Here is a 19728-nt window from a genome sequence, read left to right as displayed (position 1 = left end):
CCGTCGTGATGCCGGGCACAGTTCTTGCGTACCCCTGGGGGGTATGTGTATGGTTCCAGGCATACCCCACGGTGGTATGCATTGAACGAGTCAGGAAGACCAAGGGAAGAGGAAGAACGATGTCCGGTTGCTGCAGCACCAACAACGCCCAGAAGAACAACAACGCCGGTGCGTACACGGTCGTCGGGATGACCTGCGGCCACTGCGTCACCTCGGTGACCGAGGAGGTCGGTGAGATCGCGGGCGTCCGTGACGTCTCCGTCGACCTCGCCTCCGGCGCACTGACGTTCAACTCCGACCAGCCCGTCTCCCGAGACGCAGTGAACGCTGCGGTTCGCGAGGCCGGCTACCAGCTCGCATGAACACCCCGACCCGGCTGGCGGCGTACGGCGCCGGTCTCGCGGTCGTCCTGACCGGTGGATGGCTCCTCGGAGATCGCACCGATCTCGGCGACGTCGACCGGCCGACGGAGAGCCACTCCGGCGCGCACGCGGGTGACACCGCGGAAGGAAACGACATGAAGATGACCGATGGCACCGCGAAGGTGCCCGGCGGACTGCAGGTCGCCGAGAACGGCTACAGCCTCGACCTGGCGCCCACCGGCTACACGTCCGGCACGCAGACGATCGAGTTCAAGGTGCTCGGCCCCGACGGCGAGCCGCTCACCGACTACACCGAGGAGCACGAGAAGGACCTGCACCTGATCGTGGTGCGACGGAGCTTCTCCGACTTCCAGCACGTCCACCCGACCCTGGACCGGACGACGGGCACCTGGTCGGTCGACGTGGACCTGGAGCCCGGCACTTGGCGGGTCTTCGCCGACTTCGTCCCGGCCGGCGCTGACGAGGGGCTGACCCTGGGCACCGACCTGTTCGTGGCCGGGTCCCCGGGCAACGAGTCCCTGCCCGAGGTGGTGCGGACCGCCACCGTCGGCGGCTTCACCGTCACGGTGGCCGGCGACCTGGCTGCTGGCGAGCACTCGATGCTCGAGTTCGAGGTCAGCAGGAACGGCCGTCCGGTCACCGACCTGGAGCCCTACCTGGGGGCGTACGGTCATCTGGTGGCCTTGCGCGAACGGGACCTGGCCTACCTCCACGTCCACCCGGGCGGGGAGCCGGGCGACGGCAAGACCGAGCCGGGACCGACCATCGACTTCGGGGCCGAGGTGCCCAGCGCCGGTCGCTACCACCTCTACCTCGACTTCAAGGTCGGCGGCGTGGTCCGAACCGCGCAGTTCGCGCTCGACGCAACGAGGGGGACGCGATGAGCACCGGCACCGATGTCGAGCTGCTGCTGACCGGCATGACCTGCGCCTCGTGCGCCAACCGCATCGAGCGGAAGCTCAACAAGCTCGACGGCGTCACCGCGACCGTCAACTACGCGACCGAGAAGGCGAAGGTCACCGTCGCGGACGGCATCTCCACCGACGACCTGGTCGCCGCCGTGGAGTCCGCCGGGTACGGCGCCAAGCTGCCACCCGCTGCCGACCCGGCCGCCGCCGCAACCGGCGACAGCCAGGAGACGGACGCCGACCGGGCGCTGAGCGCGCTGCGGACCCGGCTGATCGTCTCGGCGCTGCTGTCGGTCCCGGTGATCGCGATGGCGATGGTGCCCGCGCTGCAGTTCACCTCGTGGCAGTGGTTGTCGCTGACCCTGGCGTCACCCGTGGTGATCTGGGGCGCGCTGCCGTTCCACAAGGCGACCTGGACCAACCTGAAGCACGGTGCGGCGACGATGGACACGCTGGTGTCGATGGGCACCGCGGCCGCGTTCGGCTGGTCCGTCTGGGCACTGTTCTGGGGTGACGCCGGTACGCCGGGGATGACCCACCCGTTCGAGCTGACCATCGAGCGGACCAGCGGCACCTCGAACATCTACCTCGAGGCCGCCGCCGGGATCATCACGTTCATCCTGTTGGGCCGCTACATCGAGCACAAGTCCAAGCGGAACGCCGGCGCGGCACTGCGGGCTCTGCTGGACATGGGCGCCCGCGACGTCGCCGTCCTGCGCGACGGCGTCGAGCACAGGATCCCGGTGGCGCAGCTCGTCGCGGGTGACGAATTCGTGGTCCGGCCGGGGGAGAAGATCGCCACCGACGGCGAGGTCGTCGAGGGCCGCTCCGCGGTCGACGAGTCGATGCTGACCGGCGAGTCCGTCCCGGTCGAGGTGGGCGTGGGCAGCTCCGTGGTCGGCGCGACCGTCAACGCCGGCGGCCGGCTGGTCGTCAAGGCCACCCGGGTCGGTGCCGACACCCAGCTCGCGCAGATGGCGAGGCTCGTCGAGGACGCTCAGACCGGCAAGGCGGCCGTGCAGCGGCTGGCCGACCGGATCTCCGGGATCTTCGTGCCGATCGTGATCGCGATCGCCGTCGGTACCTTCGGGTTCTGGTACGGCAGCGGCGCCGGGGCGGCCGGGGCGCTGACCGCGATGGTCGCCGTACTGATCGTGGCCTGCCCGTGCGCCCTGGGTCTGGCGACCCCGACCGCACTGATGGTCGGCACCGGACGTGGCGCGCAGCTGGGCATCCTGATCAAGGGGCCCGAGGTGCTCGAGCAGACCCGCAAGGTCGACACCGTCGTCCTGGACAAGACCGGCACGGTCACCACCGGCGAGATGAGCCTGGCCGAGACCCACGTGGCCGACGGCGAGGACGTCGCCGAGGTACTGCGCCTCGCCGGAGCTCTCGAGAACGCCTCCGAGCACCCGATCGCCCGTGCGGTCGCTGATGCGGCCCGCGCCTCGGGCGACCTCGGCCAGGTCGAGGACTTCGGCAACGTCGAGGGACTCGGGGTCCAGGGCATCGTCGACGGACACGCCGTCCTGGTCGGTCGCCCGCAGCTGCTGGCCGAGTGGTCGCAGCACCTGCCCGAGAGCTTGCAGAGCGAGTTCGACCGGGCCTCGGATCGCGGTCTGACCGCGGTGGCGGTGGGCTGGGACGGGCGGGCCCGAGCGGTCCTGGTCGTCGCCGACCAGGTCAAGGAGACCTCCGCGGCGGCGATCGCGGAGCTGCGCCAGCTGGGTCTGCGTCCGATCCTGCTGACCGGCGACAACGAGCGGGTCGCTCGCACCGTGGCCGCTCAGGTCGGTATCGAGCCGGGCGACGTGTACGCCGAGGTGCTGCCCAGCGACAAGGTCGAGGTGGTCAAGAAGCTGCAGTCCGAGGGCAAGGTCGTGGCGATGATCGGCGACGGGGTCAACGACGCCGCCGCCCTCGCCCAGGCCGACCTCGGGTTGGCGATGGGCACCGGCACCGACGTGGCGATCGAGGCCAGCGACCTGACCCTGGTCCGTGGCGACCTGCGGGTCGCGGTCGACGCCATCCGGTTGTCCCGGCGGACGCTCAGCATCATCAAGTCCAACCTGTTCTGGGCGTTCGGCTACAACACCGCCGCGATCCCGATCGCCGCGGCCGGCCTGCTCAACCCGATGCTCGCCGGTGCGGCCATGGCGTTCTCCTCGGTCTCCGTAGTGGGGAACAGCCTGCGGCTCAAGCGGTTCAAGAGCTCGCTGTGAGCGACGTCGGCACCTGCTCCCCGCGGCACCTTCCGGTGTCGCGGGGACGCGACGTCCTGGCGAGCGCTGCCGTCTGGGCCGTGTCGTGCCTGGTCCGGTGCGCCGCCGGGACGGTGTCGGCTCGGGGAGGATCGCTTCATGACCGCAGGTGAGGAGCGCACCGCCGAGGCGCTGGCCGCATCCGGGATCGAGCACACCATCGTCCGGCACGGACAGGTGTCCTCGCTCGAGGAGGCCGCCGAGCGGCGCGGCCTCCGCCCCGAGCAGATCGTGAAGACGCTCGTCGTACGGCGGGGCGCCGACGACTACCTGTTCGTCCTGGTGCCCGGGGGCCGTCAGATCTCCTGGCCCAAGCTGCGCGCCCTGCTCGACGTCAACCGGCTCTCGATGCCGGACGCGGACACCGCTCGCGAGGTCACCGGCTACGAGCGCGGCACCATCACCCCGTTCGGATCGCTGAGCCCGTGGCCGGTGATCGCCGACACCCACGTCGTCGGGACCGTGTCCATCGGCGGCGGGGGACACGGCGTCTCCGCGACCGTGCCGGCCGCCGACCTGGTCGCCGTACTGGGTGCGCAGGTGGCTGACGTCACCGACCCCGCGGGCTGACCCGGCGTTCGTCACCAGTCTGTGACCTGGCTTCCATTGCGGAACCGCCTCAAGAGGACGAGCCTCGGAAGGTGGTGGCCCTACCCGCGAAGGAGAAGCAGATGTTCGTACAAGTGATTCAGGGACGCGTCGCCGACGAGGCAGGAATGCGCGCCCACGTCGAGCGCTGGGCCGTCGACATCGGTGCCGGTGCCACCGGGTGGCTCGACTCGACCGCAGGAGTGACCGCCGACGGGAAGACGGTCGCCATGGTCCGGTTCGCCTCCCAGGAGGCCGCCGCGGCGAACAGCGAACGCCCGGAGCAGGGTGTCTGGTGGGGAACGATGGAGGGGTTCTTCGAGGGCGAGCCGACCTTCCAGAATTGCACCCTCGTCGAGCACGACCAGTACGGCGACCTCGGCTCGGCCGGGTTCGTCCAGGTGATGCAGGGCCAGGTCAGCGACATCGATCGGGTGCGGTCGCTGATGAGCGACGACAGCATCGACTGGCCGACCCTCCGCCCCGACATCCTCGGCACGCTCTGGGCCGGAACCGCGGACGGCGCGTGGAGCATGGCCATCTACTTCACCTCCGAGGCCGCCGCCCGTGAGGGCGAGCAGTCGCAGATGCCCCCCGAGGTCGAGGCGCAGCTGGCGGAGTTGAACTCGCTGTCGGTCGGCGAGCCGTCCTTCTTCGACTTCCGCGATCCGTGGTTGATGAGCGCGACCTAGGCGGGGGAGTCAGTATCCCGGCCGCACGATCTGCCTCGCGAGATCGGCGAGTGCTTGTGCGCAGCTCCGGGCATCAGACCGCCGAAAGGCTCGCCGAAGTTCGTAGGAACAGAATGCTGGTCATATGACCAGTTCTCAGGTCATAGGTCTGCGGCCCGTCGGACACGAGTCAACTCAGGAGGTAGAAGCCCAGCGCGATCTCGGCCACGGCTGACAGGAGCAGGATCAGCCCGGCAGTCGTTGAGTTCCGGCGTAGATCCTCGGGCGTAGCGTCCTTGCCGGTCTTGATGATCTCGCGGCCGGTATGCGCCTGATACAGGTTGATCCCGCCGCCGATCAGTCCGACAGCCGCCAGCGCCAACACGAGGTAGCCCACCGTGGTCGAATCCATGCTCTGACCTTATGCGCACGCGTACCTTGTTGGTCGTGCCGTACGACGTGCGTTCACCCATCAGGGTCGCGGATCTTGACTGGCTGGACGACCGGCCCGAAACGATCCAGTTCGATTCAGCGCTGAAGCGTTCGGACTACGAGCTGCTGGGCGAGTGGTTCCAGGAGAAACCGTCCAAGTCACTGAGGGTCTACGGCTCGTACGACGGAAGCATCACCGATCTCGATTTCCTGCAGTTCTTCCGTCGAGTTGGTCACGCAGAGCGGCGGCGCCGGCTTCGTTCAGCCGGTAGCGCCGACGGGTGCCCTCGGCTCGGTCGGAGACCAGGCCGATCTGCTTGAGAACCTTGAGGTGCTGGGACACGGCCGGCTGGGCCACGGGCAGTGCGGCGGCCAGCTCGCCGACCGTTCGCTCACCGGCAGCGAGCTCGGTGACGATCGCTCTCCGGGTCCGAGACTAACTTGACGGATAACTTCGCCTAAGCGAACATGTATGTCATGACATTGCTCGCCGTCTCCGAGGCCGCTGAGCGGCTCGGCGTCTCGACGCGGCAGGTCCAGCACCTGGTCGCGCGAGGTGACCTGCGGTCGTTGGCCCGAGGAGTAGTCGACGAGACCTCAGTCGAGCGACTGCTGGCCGTTCGCCGCGGTTCGCACACGAGGGCGTGGGCTGAGTCGACGGCATGGGCCGCCGTTGCGCTGCTGTCCGGACGTGAGTCGGGGTGGCTGGGGGACAGCCAACGGTCCCGGCTCAGAGGACGCCTCCGTGGGCTCGAAGCCGAGGAGCTGGCCGAGCGCGCGCGTGGGCGGGCCAGCGTGAGCCGGTACGTCGCGCATCGCAGTGCGGGGGAGCGGCTGCGCGCGGAGTTGGTGGACACGTGGCCGGCGGCTGCGCGACTAGGGCTGGCGGCGACGAACGCGATCGACGGCTACCTGGGCACGACCGACTTGAAGGCGGTCGTGTCGCGTCATGGCCTGATTCGCGATGACGCCGGGAGCGTGACGCTACGCGCGACTTCCATGGATCTCGACGTGGTTCGCGACCTGGTCGGCGCCAGCGATGCTCTCGCCGCACTCGACCTGGCCGAGTCCCTCGACGTCCGCGAGCGCCGAGCCGGAATCGATGCGATCGACCGAGCGCTGGGGGCGTTCCGTGGCTGATCGGCCGACCATCGACGTCGCTACGCCCACCGGTGGCTGGGGTGCGCCGTGGCCGAACGTCGCCGAGATCGAGGCCGTGCTGCCCCACGACAAGTGGACGCTCGTCGGCGGCCTGATGGCTCAGCTGCACGGAATCCACGCAGGTATCGATGCCGTGCGCCCCACGAACGACGTCGACATCGTCCTCCACGTCGAGACCACCCGCGGCATTGCGTCGGAGACCGCCCGGGCGCTCGAGTCGCTCGGCTACGAGCTTGCGCCGTCGATCGACGAACGGAACAACACCGCTCATCGGTTCAAGCGAGGGGTTTCGACGGTCGATGTCGTGGCAGCCAGTCCCGATGTCGTCGACATCCTCATCGCTGACCATGTCGCACCGCGGGTGGTCGAGAAGCTCCGTGGTCGCACGATGATCGCTATCGAGGGAGGCACGCAAGCCCTGCGCCGAACGGTCAACGCACGGCTCCAGATCACGACGGGCCGCACCACCACGGTGAGCGTCCCGTCGCCGTTCGGCGCGGTGATCCTCAAGGCTGCTGCCTACGAGACCGACTCCCGTGACCGCGAGCGTCATCTCCAGGACGCCGCGCTATTGCTCGCGGTCATTGAGGATCCCTACGCCGAGCGCGTGCAGTTCGCCGGCTCGGATCGTTCCCGACTGCAGACGTTGGTACGCGCACTTCCAGACTCCGCCACCCAATGGCGAACGCTGCCGGCCGACGCCCGCGCCAACGGTCAGACTGCGCTGCGCATCCTGAACGCCTGAGCGGTGGCTGGCGCGTCACTCGCGGCGGTATGACGCACGTATCGCGGCAGATCCGGACTCCTCCGTCCAAGTTCGAGCCTCGGCAGTCTCGTTTCGCTGCGTGTGCCGGACCTCCGGTCTATGTTCAGTTCCGGGGGCGGCGAATGGAAGGTGAACGATGTCCGAAGAGTCGTGGCACAGCGCGCGATTGATTCCCACCTCTGGAATCTCCGGGGCCGAGGAGCAGGAGCGCCGCGCAACTTCTGCGCTTCTCGCCGTTCTGATGGCAGTCAAGGAGTTCCATCGAACTCTCCTGGCCCCCTTCGGCGCGCCGTCCGGCTCGATCGAGTCCTTCATCGAAGTCCCGTTCAAACTGGGGGAGCGCGACTACCGGCCTGACGGTCTGATCCGGGTCAAGCGCGGCTCGAAGACGTGGACTGCCCTTGTCGAGGTGAAGACCGGGAAAAACGATCTCGCTGCGCCGCAGCTTGAGGCATACCTGGACATCGCTCGTGGCGAAGGCTTCGACGCCCTCATCACTATCAGCAACGAGATCCCGGCCAACCCAATGCTGCACCCGACGGCCGGCATCGACAAGCGCAAGTTGAAGCGCGTTCAACTGCACCACCTGTCCTGGTCCCATGTGCTGTCTCAGGCAGTCATGCAGAAGGAGCACCGTGGCGTCGCTGACCCGGACCAGGCATGGATCCTGGGTGAGTTGATCAGGTACCTGGAGCACCCCAAGTCCGGCGCCTTGGACTTCGATGACATGGGTGCCGACTGGGTGACTCTTCGCGAGGCCGTCGCCGCAGGAACACTCCGAGCCACCGACTCAACGATCGCAGGGGTCACGTCTCGCTTCGATGCGATGCTTCGCTACGCGGCACTTCACCTCGGGCGGCGACTTGGCGCCGAAGTCACGCACCAGTTGAACCGTAAGGAGTCTGCTGACCCGAGCCTGCGCGCTGCCCGCCTGAAGACTGAACTTGTCGGCAATGGTTCCCTGACCGGTCTGATCCGACTGCCCGGAACTGTTGGGGACATCCAGGTGACTGCGGATCTTCGGTCCTCGAAGGTGACGTGCCAGGTCGACCTCGAGTCCCCGAAGACGGGTCGCCCCGCAACCCGAATCAACTGGCTCGTGCGGCAACTGAAGGACGCCCCCGCGTCTCTTCGCGTCGAAGCCTTCGTTGCGAACCAACGCGGCCAAGGAGCCTCAGAACTCCTGGGCGTGGTTCGTGAAGATCCAAATGTCCTCATCCTTGACCCGTCGAAGGATCTGCGAGGCTTCCGCGTTGCATCAGCAACCAACATGGGAGCGAAGCGAGGTCGCGGGCGTGGCGGGTTCATCGACTCGGTCATCGAGGCAGTCGACGACTTCTACCTGCAGGTGCTCCAGCAGCTCAAGCCTTGGGCGGCCGCACCCCCCAAGTTGCGGGACGAACCCGACCTGCCTTCTGACGTGCGGCCGTCGCTGGTCTCCACCGCACTCTCGTCGCAGGACGAACCGCAGGTCGAGGGTGCTGCCGTGCGCGAGCCGGCACACGACGACACTGAGGCGGAGGTCCTCGATAGCGAGGACGTCTCCGCTTCGGTCCGCGAGAGCCACCACGTTCCCTCGGACTCCTTCTCGTCGACGCAGGCAGCAGGCGACGCTCCTCAGGGCACCGACGTCACGGTGCATGCCCTGGGGGGCGCGGAGCGCGCTGATCAGCCGCCTGGCTACTCGCAGCCACCTGTTCCGTTTCCTGGTCGTCCAGGTCTAAACGACGACGACGACCCTCACCTCCAGGCCGACGCGTGAGGCCCCTGCATAGACCGGCGCTCGTAGCGGTGTTCTCTGCTGCCGCGCTCGCAACAACGCTCGGATGTGGTGCCGAGGATCCCAAATCGACCTCCGCTCCCGAAGCTGGGAGCACGCAGCCCGGTGCAACGCCGAGTGAGAGCGCATCTCCGGAACCCGAAGCCGAGAGGTCTTCAACCTGTGTCCTTGAGGGGAAGGGTGGCGCCAAAGTCCGCTTGACGCAGACCGACGACGGACTGACGATCCGTTTCGCCGGTCGTCCGGTTCCTGCGACAGGGGTGGTTCTCTACTCCGTGACCGCCTATGACGCTGCAGGAGAACAAGGCGGCCAGATTGGCGCAAAGTTCCAGGACGGGAAGCAGATCGCCTTCTTCGTATTCGACTTCGGTGCCGGCGCCCAGACGAACTTGCCGGGCGCTCCCGAGGTCAGCGGCAAAGCTGTCCAGATGTCCATCGACGACGGTGACCTGGGGCCGCTGGAGGGAGTCCAGGTGGGCTCGTGGTCGGCCGCCTACACAGTCGACGGCCAAGACGTCGGAGTCTGTCCTGGCGGCATCGACTCGCTCCCGTTCCCCGGCTAGTCCGAACTCTGATCGTGACATGAGCTGAGCCGAGAACTCGCTCTTCAATGTCCGTGCCGTCTGAAATGGTTTGAGGATGACCGACGACGCCATTGATGAGACGAGCAGGGAGCCTTCCATCGAAGCCTTGGGTGAGCGCCTCGCTGATATGGAGGCGATCATGGAGCAGCATCCTGCTCTCATGCGGGTTCAGGAGATGGAGGAGATCGACCGGGCCCGAGAGATGTACGTCCGGAACTCCGACGAACTCATCGACGCGATCGATGCGCTCAACCACGATGGCCTTGGCTTCCACCTGTTCATGCGGGGTGACGAAGTCGCTTGGGACAACGAGGACGGTGCACGCGAGTACTTCGTCGAGATCGGTCGGCGCTGGCACAACTACGTGGCAGGCGCGAAGACTGTCGTCGATCTCATGCGCATCCTTTCCAAGAACCAGCCGCCCGATCTACTCGCCGAATACGAAGCGATGATCAGCGAGCTGATCAAGCCGCACGACGTCGTTCATTTCGTGCACGAGTCGCGCAACGTCGCTCTGCATCGCGGCGTCTTCACCATGTGCTGCCATGCGTTACGAGCGCGGCCGGATCCGGTTCGACGTGCGGTGCCTTACCGACCACATGCTGAATCGATACGCGTCCTCATGGAACGCCGGCGCCAAGCGATACCTTCTCGCGCACTCTCCCAACGTCAACCTCTACGACGTAATGCACGAGTACGCGGCCGTCGTCGACGTCCTCTACGGGTGGCACCGAGAGCGCTTGTACGAGTACCAATTCGCCACCCTCAAGGAGTGGGAAGCCCTCGCCGCGGAGTTCCGCGAGATGACCGAGACGCTCGAACCCGGCAAACTCTCCGAGCATGACCCGGGGGCGACGTTCGTTGTTCCCGAAGACATGAACATCCCCAGCCGGACCGGGACCCGGCCTCCTTCACGAGCGCGGGCCAAGAACAACAACAGCAAGCGGAAGAAGAGAAAGTAGCGCAACAAGTAGCGGTCCGGCGCCCAATCAACGCCTGCCTCGGTCCCTACTCGTCCGCTGTCTCCTCGTGAGGCGTCTCTTCGGCCCGCCGCTTAGCCGCTTCACTCTGGAGCCACCTGATCTGCTGATGCTCCATGACAGCCTCGAACGTCGACTCAGGCGCACCAGAGGCTCGAAACATGCACATCGCGAACAGCCAGAAGACCTGCTCGGCCAGGAGATACTCTCCGACCTGCCCAGTCGTTCGGAACGGGTCGTCATGGTGCGCGAGCTGATTGCGCGCAACGCGTACCCTCTTGGCCCAATCGGAGGTTGGCTCGCCAATCAGGTCCTCGAACGGCTTGCCGACGTAACCGACGCACGCCTGGACATGGTCCACGAACGACAGTTTGACCTGCTCGTTCTTGGAACTCAGTTTGGTCTCTCCGGGACGACGCACCTTGTCGAACCGCTCAAGCGCTGCGCATGTGTTCATGATCCGGTCTTCCAGGTACATGCAGTCGGTGTACCTGGTCGCCATGACCCGTCGGAGTTCCGTGCGGTACGTGCTCGCGGTTTCGAGCCAACACCGAATCCCGTCGGCGCCTCCGAACTGCTCGAAGTTGAAGTACAGGTCGTGTGATCGAACGATCGACGAGTCCTTGCCTCGATGAGCCCACCGATTCCAGTAGGTGATGTCGTCGCGGAAGCCCGGAGCGGGCGTTCCGTCCAGCCGATACTTGTGCAATTTCGGATGCTGCAGAACCGCTGCCGTGATGTCGGATGTCTTCCCGGCAGCGATCGTGACGAGCGCCCGCATGTCCGTTGCGATGTCGGTGTAGCGGTCCAGCTCGCCCATCGGCTTGATCTCGATGACGAGTTGCCACTCCTGCGCGACGCCGCTGGAGTGGTCCGATCCGGTGTGGGGAAGGCGTTGCACGAGCTTCACCTCTGCGCCGTCGTACGTGGTGGAGATCGCAGGCCTGGTGTGCGCCTCGATAGTCAGGTGTGCACCGTTCGGCCCGTCGTTGAGCGGAAGGAACTCCGTCTTGATGCTGTCCTGATCGACCCAAGTTGCGAGGTGCTGCAGGTCAAAGATGGCGCGGTCCGCCTCGATCTCGCTCGGATCGGAGTACCAGGCGCCGCGAAGGACTGCGCCCACAGTGATGTGTTCGGGCAGCTCATCAAGTCCGTGGAAACCGACTGCGTTGAGGCTTAGTGAGTGCAGAAGCGTGTACGCCTCCTCATGGCCACCTTGGGTCGTGCGACTCCCATGAATCACCGGGTACCGCCTTTCGAGTTCACTTGGCCGCGCCCGGTACCTCTGGACGCCGCCGCTCTCCAGGTGGTTCTCAAGGATCTTCGGTTCGCGCAGCTCGCCCATCAACTGCAGGTCGCCGCCCTCATCCGGCTCCCACACGAAGCGGCCAGGGACCCGCCGACCTGGCTGTTCGCTCTCTCGTTCGACCGGCAGCCACCAGTGCGCGAGGAGATCGATCGCGTTCGATTCAGGTCCGTCCATAGGTACAGGTTGCACCTGTCCGCCGACATTGCAAACGCTTGCAGGTGTCTCACTCTGGGCGGAGTGACGCACAGCCTTGCCGGCGCTTCCCTGCTGCGAATTAGCGATGGCCCCGGGGAACCCCGGGGCCATCACGCTGACCGAATATGAGCAATTCGATCAGTTTACGACCTAAATGTCGTAGTACAGCTCAAACTCGTGCGGGTGCGGCCGCAGCTGGACCGGCAGGATCTCGTTGGATCGCTTGTAGTCGATCCAGGTCTCGATCAGGTCCGGGGTGAAGACGTTGCCGACGGTGAGGAAGTCGTGGTCGGCCTCCAGGTTGTCGAGCACCGCGTTCAGCGAGGTCGGGACCTGGGCGATCTCGGCCATCTCGGCCGGGGGCAGCTCGTAGATGTCCTTGTCGATCGGGGCAGCAGGCTCGATCTTGTTCTTGATGCCGTCGATGCCCGCGAGGAGCAGCGCGGAGAACGCGAGGTACGGGTTCGCCGACGGGTCGGGGCAGCGGAACTCGATGCGCTTGGCCTTCGGGTTCGAGCCGGTGATCGGGATCCGGACGCAGGCGGACCGGTTGCGCTGCGAGTAGACCAGCGAGATCGGGGCCTCGAAGCCCGGCACCAGGCGGTGGTAGGAGTTCACCGTCGGGTTGGTGAACGCCAGCAGCGACGGGGCGTGCTTCAGGATGCCGCCGATGTAGTAGCGGGCCATGTCGGAGAGGCCGCCGTACCCGGTCTCGTCGTAGAACAGCGGCGAGCCGTCGTTCCAGATCGACTGGTGCACGTGCATGCCCGAGCCGTTGTCGCCGAAGATCGGCTTCGGCATGAAGGTGGCCGTCTTGCCGTTGCGCCAGGCGACGTTCTTGACGATGTACTTGAACTTCATCACGTCGTCGGCGGCCTTGAGCAGCTCGTCGAACCGGTAGTTGATCTCGGCCTGGCCGGCGGTGCCGACCTCGTGGTGGGCGCGCTCGACCTGGAGGTTCGCCTTCTCGAGCTCGATCACCATCTCGTCACGGAGCTCACCGAAGTGGTCGTACGGCGCGACCGGGAAGTAGCCGCCCTTGTAGCGGACCTTGTAGCCGCGGTTGGTCTCGCTGTCCTGGCCGGTGTTCCAGGCGCCGGCCTCGGACTCGATGTGGTAAAAACCCTTGTTCACGCCGGTCTCGAACCGGACCGAGTCGAAGACGTAGAACTCGGCCTCGGGAGCGAAGTACGCGTTGGTGCCGATGCCGGTGCTGGCCAGGTAAGCCATCGCCTTCTTGGCGATGTTGCGCGGGTCGCGCGAGTACGGCTCACCGGTGATCGGGTCGTGGATGAAGAAGTTCACCACCAGCGTCTTGGCCACCCGGAAGGGGTCGATGTAGGCCGTGGTCGGGTCCGGGAACAGCTGCATGTCGGACTCGTGGATGGCCTGGAAGCCGCGGATGGAGGAGCCGTCGAAGCCGAGCCCGTCGTCGAAGACCGACTGGTCGAAGGACGAGACCGGGACGGTGAAGTGCTGCATCACGCCCGGCAGGTCGCAGAAGCGGACGTCGACCATCTCGACGCGCTCGTCCTTCAGGTACTTCAGGAGCTCTTCGCTGTTGCTGAACATTCGTCCTCCTTGGCCGCAACCCGCGACCTGGATCAAGGGTGGTGAGGTGAGCGACGCGACGGTGAGTCACAACGCGTGGGAACGCGTCGAAAACGTACGACGAGCCGGTTAATCGACCGTATCGGGTTTGTTTCGGGCATGTAACACGTCCCGGCCGACGGACCGCTGCGAGACGCTGGGTAGGCTCGCCGCGATGACCGAGAGCACCGGGCCCGCCGGCCCCCAGACATTCCCCGACTTCGCGTCCTGGCCGCGCCGGATCCTGGCGCTCCTGATCGACTGGATCGCCAGCTACGGTGTCGCCTTCTTCATCCTGCGCGACGTCCAGCACACGGCCTTCGGGGCCCTGACGATGGCGATCTTCCTGCTCGAGTCCGCCGTCGGCGTCGCGCTGAGCAGCGGCTCGTTCGGGCAGCTCGCGACGAAGGTCCGGGTGCACCGGCTCGACGGCCAGCCGCTCAGCCTGCTCCAGGCCCTGCTCCGTCAGGTGCTGGTCTGCCTGGTGATCCCGCCGCTGGTCTTCCGCGCCGACGGCCGTGGCCTGCACGACCTCTGGACGCGGTCAGCCGCCTTCAACCGGGTGTGACGCTCTGCGGGTGCCTCACCGCATCTCGACACGCTCGGTCGCCGAACTCGTTCCTCGTCTCGGCGCTCGCCGCTCGATGACCGACGATCAAGTCCGCTGACGCGTTCTTGATCACCGCCCGCGCATGTTGCCGCGGGCGCCCTTCATCGACGTCGGCACGGGCCCCTTGGGCAGCGGCACGTTCGACCGGTTGGCGTCCAGCGCCTTCAACCGAGCCAGTACGTCGGTCATCTGGGCCGGCTTGAGGTTGCGGCCCAGCTTGGAGACGTAGCGGACGAGCTTGCGCAGCGGCACCTCGCCGGGACCGTCGCCGACGTACACCTCGTGGATCGGGGTCTCGGCGACGACCCGCTCGTGCTTGCGGCGCTCGGCCAGCAGCAGCGGCTTCAGTCGGTTGGGGTTGCCCTCGCCGATCAGGACGATCCCCGGAGGGCCGACCAGGCGGTGCACGACGTCCTGCTGCTTGGTGAAACCGATGGCAGGGTCGGTCTTCCAGCCCCGGCGGAGCATCCCCAGCGCCGCGGCAGCCGCCCCCGGCTGGCCCTCGATCGAGGCCAGCGCAGCCGCCTGGGCGCGCCGGCCGAAGATGATCAGCACCGCCAGGGTGCCCACCAGGATCGCGAAGATGGTCGGGAAGAGGTAGCCGTCCGAGCCGAGCAGCAGGTAGATCGCGGCCCAACCACCGGCTGCGGCGAGCAGGAAGACGCCCAGCAGGATCAGCCCGATCTTGGGATCGGACTTCTTGGTCATCTGGTAGCTCTGCAGGATCTGACGCGTCCTGGAGACCTTGTTCGGGTCTTTGACCTTCTTCGCCATGGCGGTGGTGCCTGTCTGTCGCGGTGGTGAGGGGGCTGGTCGAGCCTAGTCGAGACTCTCGGCCCGGGCCTCGATGGCCTGCTTGTACAACCGCCCCGCCCGGTACGACGACCGGACCAGCGGCCCGGAGAGCACGCCCGGGAACCCGATCTCCTCCGCCTCGGCCTGCAGCTCGACGAACTCCTCGGGCTTCACCCAGCGCTCGACCGGGTGGTGCCGCGGCGACGGCCGCAGGTACTGGGTGATCGTGATCAGCTCGCAGCCCGCGTCGTACAGGTCGACCAGTGCCTGGCTGACCTCCTCGCGCGTCTCGCCCATCCCGAGGATCAGGTTCGACTTGGTGACCAGGCCGAAGGCGCGCGCCTGGGTGAGCACGTCCAGCGACCGGTCGTAGCGGAACGCCGGCCGGATCCGCTTGAAGATCCGCGGCACCGTCTCCACGTTGTGCGCGAGCACCTCGGGGCGGGACTCGAAGACCTCGGCGAGGAGGTCCGGCTGGCCGTTGAAGTCGGGGATCAGGTTTTCCACGCCGGTGCCCGGGTTGAGCTCGTGGATCGCGCGGACCGTCTCGGCGTACAGCCAGGCGCCGCCGTCGGGGAGGTCGTCGCGGGCGACACCGGTGATGGTGGCGTAGCGCAGGTTCATGGTCTGCACCGACTCGGCGACCCGGCGCGGCTCGTCGCGGTCGAGCGGCTGCGGCTTGCCGGTGTCGATCTGGCAGAAGTCGCAGCGCCGGGTGCACTGGTCACCGCCGATGAGGAAGGTCGCCTCACGGTCTTCCCAGCACTCGAAGATGTTCGGGCAGCCGGCCTCCTGGCAGACCGTGTGCAGGCCCTCCGACTTCACCAGCTGCTGCAGCTCGCGGTACTGCGGGCCCATCTTCGCCCGGGTCTTGATCCACTCCGGCTTGCGCTCGATCGGGGTCTCCGCGTTGCGGACCTCCAGGCGCAGCAACTTGCGGCCTTCGGGTGCAGAGGTGGGGGGAGCGGGCTGCAGATCAGTCACGGCTCCAGCCTACGCCCGCTGGTGTAGCGGTCTGCGCAAGCGTCACCACATCTCGGCACGCCCGGTCGCCGGGCTCGTTCCTCGCTCCGGCGCTCGCTGCTCGATGCCCGGCGATCGCGTCCGCTGGCGCGTCTGCGATCAGATGTCGCGGCGTCGGAACGACCACCAGGACACGCTGAGGGCGATCAGGAGCAGCGCCAGCAGGTACAACCCGGCGTCCAGGTGGCTGATGTGCTGGGCGCCCTTGCAGGTGCCGTTCTCGATGCACCGGGTGGTCGGGTCGTAGAACCGCAGGTTGGTCTCCAGCCAGCCGAAGACGTTGTTGCCCAGCGACCAGCGGGCGATCCCGTCGATCGGCAGCAGGCTGAACACGATCTCGCCGCCGACGCTGTACGTGAACAGCACCGAGAGGGTCGCGAACGAGCCCCGGAACACGGTGGTCAGGGCGAACGCGCCCAGCCCTGCCGCCATCGCCAGCACCACGGCCCGGAGCAGGTGCCAGCCGACGTCCTCCAGGACCCCGGACCCGTGCGGGACGTCGCGGTCGGCCGCGACCAGGGTGAGGCTCAGCCAGAAGCCGCCCAGGACGACGAGGGCCACCAGACCGCTCGACAGCGTCACGGCGGTCGCCTTGGCGGCCCAGACCCGGGACCGCCGCGGCTCGAAGAGCACCTGGTTGCGCATCGAGCCGGAGCTCCAGTCGGCGCCGGCGAAGGTGCTGCCGGCGATGATCAGCAGGCCGACGACCAGGATCGCGATCCCGATGCCGTTGCCCTTCAGGGTGCCGGTGAGGCTCAACGGGTCGCGGGGGAGGTAGCTCGCGGTGTTCGGGGCGTACATCTCCCGGCACTGCTCGGCCCCGGGCACCCCGGCGACGCCGCTGGTGGCGTCCTTGAGGCACTGGGCGAGATCCTCCTGCAGCCCGGCGCGGGTCGCCTCGATGTCGGCGTTGGCCTGCGCGGTGGCGATCTCGGCCTCGGTCGGCGGCCGGGTGTCCCAGGCCGACTGGAACGCCACGAAGGCCGCCAGCAGCGCGGCGAGCAGCACCAGCAGAACGATCGCCCGGCGGGTCCGGTAGCGGGTCAGCTCGACCAGGATCAGGCGCTTCATGCCTCGACCTCCGGGTCCGGCATCGGCGTCGGGCGGTGCCCGGTGAGCTTGAGGAAGAACGTTTCCAGCGTCGGACGGATCGCGGAGACCTCGTACGGGTAGATCCCGACGTCGGCCAGCCGCCGGCTGATCACCTCGGGGTGCTCGTGGCCCTCGACGACCAGGAAGGCCCCCTCCACGACCACCTCGTACCCGGCGCCGAGCAGGCAGGCGGTGGCGCGGTCGACGTCCGCGACGCCGACCCGGGTCCGGGAGGTGCTCTCACCGAGCAGGTCGGCGACCCGGCCGGCCTTCAGCAGCGCCCCCTCGCTGATGATCGTCACCGAGGAGCACACCTGCTGCACCTCGGCCAGGATGTGGGAGCTCAGGACGACGCTGACCCCCGACTCGGCCAGCCGCGGGATGGTGTCGCGCATGTCCCGGATGCCGGCGGGGTCCAGGCCGTTGGAGGGCTCGTCGAGGATCACCAGCTCAGGCTGCTTGAGCAGGGCCGCGGCCAGGCCGAGCCGGCGCTTCATGCCGAGCGAGTAGCCCCGGTAGCGGCGCTTGGCGACGGCGGTGAGCTCGACCTGCTCCAGCACCTCGTCGACCCGGTTCGAGGGCAGGCCCGCCGCGCGGGCCAGCAGGTCCAGGTTGCGGCGGCCGGAGAGGTCCGGGGCGAACTGGCCGCGCTCCAGTACGGCACCGACCCGGGCGAGCGCCGCCGGGACCCCGGCGGGGAAGCGCTCGCCGAGCACGGTGATCTCGCCGGCGTCGGGGCGGGCGAGTCCGAGCAGCATCCGGATCGTGGTGGTCTTGCCGGAGCCGTTGGGCCCGAGGAAGCCGTGCACGCCGCCGCGCTCGACCGCGAGGTCCAGGCCGTCGACGGCCACCACCTTCCGCCCGCGGTCGCGGTACACCTTGCGCAGGCCGCGCGTTTCGACGACGAGGTCGCTCATCGGCTTGGCTTACCCCATTTCCAGCTCGGGGAACCCAGCATGTCCCAGGCGGAGGTCAGCCCAGGGGATTGAGGACCGGGACACGCAGGCCGCGGCCGGGTTCGGGCCTCGCCTCGTAGTCCGGGGTGGTGTCGTACGGCGCCCAGGCGAGGAGCCGGGTCAGGTGCGCCTCGACCACCGGGATCGCCTCGGTGGTGCTGACCGGCCGGCCGAGCTCCGCCGACAACGAGGTCACCCCGGCGTCGTCGATCCCGCACGGCACGAACCGGTCGTACCAGGCCAGGTCGACGTCGCAGTTCAGCGCGAACCCGTGCATCGTCACGCCGCGGCTCACCCGGATCCCCAGGGCGGCGATCTTCCGCTCGGGAAGGCCGCGCTCGGGAGCGGCCTGCAACCAGACGCCGCTCCGTCCGGGCACCCGGGCCGTGGTCACGCCGAACTCGGCGCAGGCACCGATCAGCGCCTCCTCGACCCGGCGCACGTAGTCGACGACCAGCACGTGGTCGGGCAGCCGGACGATCGGGTAGCCGACGAGCTGGCCGGGGCCGTGGAAGGTGATCTTGCCGCCGCGGTCGACGTCGATGACCTCGGCCGTGCCGGGGTCGAGCGGGCGCTCGTCCGGCGTGGTGCGCTTGCCGCAGGTGAAGACCGGCGGGTGCTCCAGCAGCAGGGTGACGTCTGGGCCGCCCGCCTGCACGTCGGCATGCACCTGGCGCTGCAGCTCCCAGGCCTCGCGGTAGTCGACGAGTCCGAGGTGGCGGTGCACGAGGCTGGTCACCTCCTCAGCCTACGCCGCGCAGGATGGCCGCGACGTCCTGGTCGGCGAACCGGAACCCGCCCTCGATCAGGACCTCGGGGACCGCGCGGATCGAGCCGAGCAGCTCGCTGGACATCCGGCCCGCGGCGGGCCGGATGATCGCCGCCGGCACCGGCAGGAACGCCGGCCGGTGCACCGCGGCGGCCAGTTCTCGGGTGAACTCGGCGTTGGTCGGCGCGACCGGGCAGGAGAGGTTCACCGGGCCGGCGACCTCGTCGTGCTCGCCGAGGAACGTCACCGCGGCGACCCAGTCCTGGGTCGAGATGACCGGGAAGTACTGCTTGCCGTCACCGATCCGGCCGCCGAGTCCGGACTTGAACAGCAGCCGCAGCTGCTTGAGCGGTGCGTTGCGCCGGTCCAGGACCGGGGCGGTGCGCAGGACGCAGACCCGGGCACCGGCCTCGACCGCCGCCGACGTGGCGTCCTGCCACGCGACCGTCACGCCGGTCAGGAAGGCCTCGCCGCGGCTCTCCGCGGACTCGGTGACCGGATCGGCGCCGTGGTCGCCGTAGAAGGAGATCCCGTTTCCGGCCAGGAACGCCGGGCGTCGCGAGCTCGCCGCGATCGCCTCGGCCAGCACCCGGGTGGTGGTGACCCGGCTGTCCCGGAGCTGGGTCGCCCACGTCGTCGAGTGCGGGTTGCCCAGGGTCGGTGCGCCGGCGAGGTTGACGACCACGTCGGCCTGCTCGACCAGCGCCGGGTCCAGCGCCGCGCTCGGATCGTCGGCGTACGGGTCCCAGCGGGCCTGCCCGGCCCCGGGGGTACGCCGGACCAGGGCGGTCACCTCGTGGCCCGTTCGGGTCAGGCTCGCGCGCAGCTGGGTTCCGAGGAAGCCGGACGCCCCGGCGATGAGGAAGCGCATGTGT

21 protein-coding genes are annotated in these 19728 nt (G+C 67.9%); 11 read left to right on the top strand and 10 right to left on the bottom strand.

The window, feature by feature from the left end; translation table 11 throughout:
• Positions 1-119 precede the first annotated feature (119 nt).
• The 5 genes from EFK50_RS07145 to EFK50_RS07125 all read left to right on the top strand — a co-directional run bounded on the left by EFK50_RS07145 (position 120) and on the right by EFK50_RS07125 (position 4832).
• A complete protein-coding gene (locus tag EFK50_RS07145; RefSeq protein ID WP_123226872.1) occupies positions 120-362 on the top strand; it encodes a heavy-metal-associated domain-containing protein in 243 nt (80 codons plus the stop codon).
• Positions 359-1267 carry a hypothetical protein gene (locus EFK50_RS07140; RefSeq protein ID WP_123226871.1) on the top strand — a complete coding sequence of 303 codons (909 nt, stop codon included), beginning with the start codon at positions 359-361 and terminating at the stop codon, positions 1265-1267. The genes EFK50_RS07145 and EFK50_RS07140 overlap by 4 nt, the downstream gene beginning before the upstream one ends.
• Positions 1264-3513 carry a heavy metal translocating P-type ATPase gene (locus tag EFK50_RS07135; protein WP_123226870.1) on the top strand — a complete coding sequence of 750 codons (2250 nt, stop codon included), beginning with the start codon at positions 1264-1266 and terminating at the stop codon, positions 3511-3513. The genes EFK50_RS07140 and EFK50_RS07135 overlap by 4 nt, the downstream gene beginning before the upstream one ends.
• Before the next feature lie 138 nt (positions 3514-3651).
• Positions 3652-4122: an aminoacyl-tRNA deacylase gene (locus EFK50_RS07130; protein ID WP_123226869.1), complete on the top strand. Its 471-nt coding sequence runs from the start codon at positions 3652-3654 to the stop codon at positions 4120-4122.
• 101 nt (positions 4123-4223) lie between these two features.
• Positions 4224-4832 carry a hypothetical protein gene (locus tag EFK50_RS07125; protein WP_148046079.1) on the top strand — a complete coding sequence of 203 codons (609 nt, stop codon included), beginning with the start codon at positions 4224-4226 and terminating at the stop codon, positions 4830-4832.
• Between the two features lie 169 nt (positions 4833-5001).
• Here the strand turns inward: EFK50_RS07125 and EFK50_RS07120 are convergent, their stop codons facing one another.
• Together EFK50_RS07120 and EFK50_RS07115 are read right to left on the bottom strand one after the other, a co-directional pair.
• A complete protein-coding gene (locus EFK50_RS07120; RefSeq protein ID WP_123226867.1) occupies positions 5002-5223 on the bottom strand; it encodes a hypothetical protein in 222 nt (73 codons plus the stop codon).
• Positions 5224-5436: 213 nt separating this feature from the next.
• On the bottom strand, positions 5437-5619 hold the full coding sequence (locus EFK50_RS07115; protein WP_246004090.1) for an ArsR/SmtB family transcription factor: 183 nt from the start codon (positions 5617-5619) through the stop codon (positions 5437-5439).
• 101 nt (positions 5620-5720) lie between these two features.
• Between EFK50_RS07115 and EFK50_RS07110 the strand changes: the two genes are divergently transcribed.
• The 5 genes from EFK50_RS07110 (at position 5721) to EFK50_RS07090 (ending at position 10496) form a co-directional block, all read left to right on the top strand.
• Complete coding sequence (locus EFK50_RS07110) at positions 5721-6383, top strand: excisionase (RefSeq protein ID WP_148046078.1); 663 nt, start codon at positions 5721-5723, stop codon at positions 6381-6383.
• Positions 6376-7149 carry a hypothetical protein gene (locus EFK50_RS07105; RefSeq protein ID WP_221177310.1) on the top strand — a complete coding sequence of 258 codons (774 nt, stop codon included), beginning with the start codon at positions 6376-6378 and terminating at the stop codon, positions 7147-7149. The genes EFK50_RS07110 and EFK50_RS07105 overlap by 8 nt, the downstream gene beginning before the upstream one ends.
• A 157-nt stretch (positions 7150-7306) precedes the next feature.
• Positions 7307-8932, top strand: coding sequence for a hypothetical protein (locus EFK50_RS07100; RefSeq protein ID WP_221177309.1), 1626 nt, complete (start codon positions 7307-7309; stop codon positions 8930-8932).
• A gap of 215 nt (positions 8933-9147) precedes the next feature.
• A complete protein-coding gene (locus EFK50_RS07095) occupies positions 9148-9513 on the top strand; it encodes a hypothetical protein (RefSeq protein ID WP_148046077.1) in 366 nt (121 codons plus the stop codon).
• Between the two features lie 566 nt (positions 9514-10079).
• On the top strand, positions 10080-10496 hold the full coding sequence (locus EFK50_RS07090) for a hypothetical protein (protein ID WP_123226862.1): 417 nt from the start codon (positions 10080-10082) through the stop codon (positions 10494-10496).
• A 46-nt stretch (positions 10497-10542) separates the two neighbouring features.
• Here the strand turns inward: EFK50_RS07090 and EFK50_RS07085 are convergent, their stop codons facing one another.
• Both EFK50_RS07085 and glnA read right to left on the bottom strand, forming a co-directional pair.
• A complete protein-coding gene (locus tag EFK50_RS07085; RefSeq protein WP_123226861.1) occupies positions 10543-11997 on the bottom strand; it encodes an ApeA N-terminal domain 1-containing protein in 1455 nt (484 codons plus the stop codon).
• 171 nt (positions 11998-12168) lie between these two features.
• Positions 12169-13590 carry a type I glutamate--ammonia ligase gene (gene glnA, locus EFK50_RS07080; protein WP_123226860.1) on the bottom strand — a complete coding sequence of 474 codons (1422 nt, stop codon included), beginning with the start codon at positions 13588-13590 and terminating at the stop codon, positions 12169-12171.
• 193 nt (positions 13591-13783) lie between these two features.
• On the opposite strand from glnA, the gene EFK50_RS07075 reads away from it, so the two are divergent.
• The gene (locus EFK50_RS07075) at positions 13784-14176 is read left to right on the top strand and encodes an RDD family protein (protein WP_123226859.1); all 393 of its coding nucleotides are present in this window, start codon (positions 13784-13786) and stop codon (positions 14174-14176) included.
• A 111-nt stretch (positions 14177-14287) separates the two neighbouring features.
• Here EFK50_RS07075 and EFK50_RS07070 read toward each other — a convergent pair whose 3' ends face one another.
• From EFK50_RS07070 to EFK50_RS07045, 6 genes are all read right to left on the bottom strand, one after another.
• Positions 14288-14992 (bottom strand): DUF4191 domain-containing protein, encoded by a 705-nt coding sequence (locus tag EFK50_RS07070; protein WP_123226858.1) that lies wholly within the window; start codon positions 14990-14992, stop codon positions 14288-14290.
• 45 nt (positions 14993-15037) lie between these two features.
• Positions 15038-15988 carry a lipoyl synthase gene (lipA, locus tag EFK50_RS07065; RefSeq protein ID WP_123227006.1) on the bottom strand — a complete coding sequence of 317 codons (951 nt, stop codon included), beginning with the start codon at positions 15986-15988 and terminating at the stop codon, positions 15038-15040.
• Positions 15989-16135: 147 nt separating this feature from the next.
• On the bottom strand, positions 16136-17107 hold the full coding sequence (locus EFK50_RS07060) for a hypothetical protein (RefSeq protein WP_123226857.1): 972 nt from the start codon (positions 17105-17107) through the stop codon (positions 16136-16138).
• A complete protein-coding gene (locus tag EFK50_RS07055) occupies positions 17104-18045 on the bottom strand; it encodes an ABC transporter ATP-binding protein (RefSeq protein ID WP_123226856.1) in 942 nt (313 codons plus the stop codon). Before EFK50_RS07055 ends, EFK50_RS07060 begins: the two co-directional genes overlap by 4 nt.
• 55 nt (positions 18046-18100) lie before the next feature.
• Positions 18101-18823, bottom strand: a complete 723-nt coding sequence (gene lipB / locus EFK50_RS07050) for a lipoyl(octanoyl) transferase LipB (RefSeq protein ID WP_123226855.1) — start codon at positions 18821-18823, stop codon at positions 18101-18103.
• A 4-nt stretch (positions 18824-18827) separates the two neighbouring features.
• Positions 18828-19724, bottom strand: a complete 897-nt coding sequence (locus tag EFK50_RS07045) for a TIGR01777 family oxidoreductase (protein WP_123226854.1) — start codon at positions 19722-19724, stop codon at positions 18828-18830.
• Between the last annotated feature and the right edge of the window lie 4 nt (positions 19725-19728).

Source organism: Nocardioides marmoriginsengisoli (assembly GCF_003725695.1).
Classification (GTDB): Bacteria; Actinomycetota; Actinomycetes; order Propionibacteriales; family Nocardioidaceae; genus Marmoricola; species Marmoricola marmoriginsengisoli.
Note: the sequence above shows the minus strand (reverse complement) of the source record. Positions and strands in the feature narration are given on the sequence as shown.

What these genes read in the sequence shown, in the direction of transcription:
- EFK50_RS07125 (WP_148046079.1), top strand. Translation starts at nt 4,224, where the DNA reads ATGTTCGTACAAGTGATTCAGGGACGCGTCGCCGACGAGGCAGGAATG.
- EFK50_RS07085 (WP_123226861.1), bottom strand. Translation starts at nt 11,997, where the DNA reads ATGGACGGACCTGAATCGAACGCGATCGATCTCCTCGCGCACTGGTGG.
- EFK50_RS07145 (WP_123226872.1), top strand. Translation starts at nt 120, where the DNA reads ATGTCCGGTTGCTGCAGCACCAACAACGCCCAGAAGAACAACAACGCC.
- EFK50_RS07110 (WP_148046078.1), top strand. Translation starts at nt 5,721, where the DNA reads ATGACATTGCTCGCCGTCTCCGAGGCCGCTGAGCGGCTCGGCGTCTCG.
- EFK50_RS07135 (WP_123226870.1), top strand. Translation starts at nt 1,264, where the DNA reads ATGAGCACCGGCACCGATGTCGAGCTGCTGCTGACCGGCATGACCTGC.
- EFK50_RS07070 (WP_123226858.1), bottom strand. Translation starts at nt 14,992, where the DNA reads ATGGCGAAGAAGGTCAAAGACCCGAACAAGGTCTCCAGGACGCGTCAG.
- EFK50_RS07075 (WP_123226859.1), top strand. Translation starts at nt 13,784, where the DNA reads ATGACCGAGAGCACCGGGCCCGCCGGCCCCCAGACATTCCCCGACTTC.
- EFK50_RS07090 (WP_123226862.1), top strand. Translation starts at nt 10,080, where the DNA reads ATGCGTTACGAGCGCGGCCGGATCCGGTTCGACGTGCGGTGCCTTACC.
- EFK50_RS07130 (WP_123226869.1), top strand. Translation starts at nt 3,652, where the DNA reads ATGACCGCAGGTGAGGAGCGCACCGCCGAGGCGCTGGCCGCATCCGGG.
- EFK50_RS07140 (WP_123226871.1), top strand. Translation starts at nt 359, where the DNA reads ATGAACACCCCGACCCGGCTGGCGGCGTACGGCGCCGGTCTCGCGGTC.
- EFK50_RS07100 (WP_221177309.1), top strand. Translation starts at nt 7,307, where the DNA reads ATGTCCGAAGAGTCGTGGCACAGCGCGCGATTGATTCCCACCTCTGGA.
- EFK50_RS07120 (WP_123226867.1), bottom strand. Translation starts at nt 5,223, where the DNA reads ATGGATTCGACCACGGTGGGCTACCTCGTGTTGGCGCTGGCGGCTGTC.
- EFK50_RS07060 (WP_123226857.1), bottom strand. Translation starts at nt 17,107, where the DNA reads ATGAAGCGCCTGATCCTGGTCGAGCTGACCCGCTACCGGACCCGCCGG.
- EFK50_RS07045 (WP_123226854.1), bottom strand. Translation starts at nt 19,724, where the DNA reads ATGCGCTTCCTCATCGCCGGGGCGTCCGGCTTCCTCGGAACCCAGCTG.
- EFK50_RS07055 (WP_123226856.1), bottom strand. Translation starts at nt 18,045, where the DNA reads ATGAGCGACCTCGTCGTCGAAACGCGCGGCCTGCGCAAGGTGTACCGC.
- glnA (WP_123226860.1), bottom strand. Translation starts at nt 13,590, where the DNA reads ATGTTCAGCAACAGCGAAGAGCTCCTGAAGTACCTGAAGGACGAGCGC.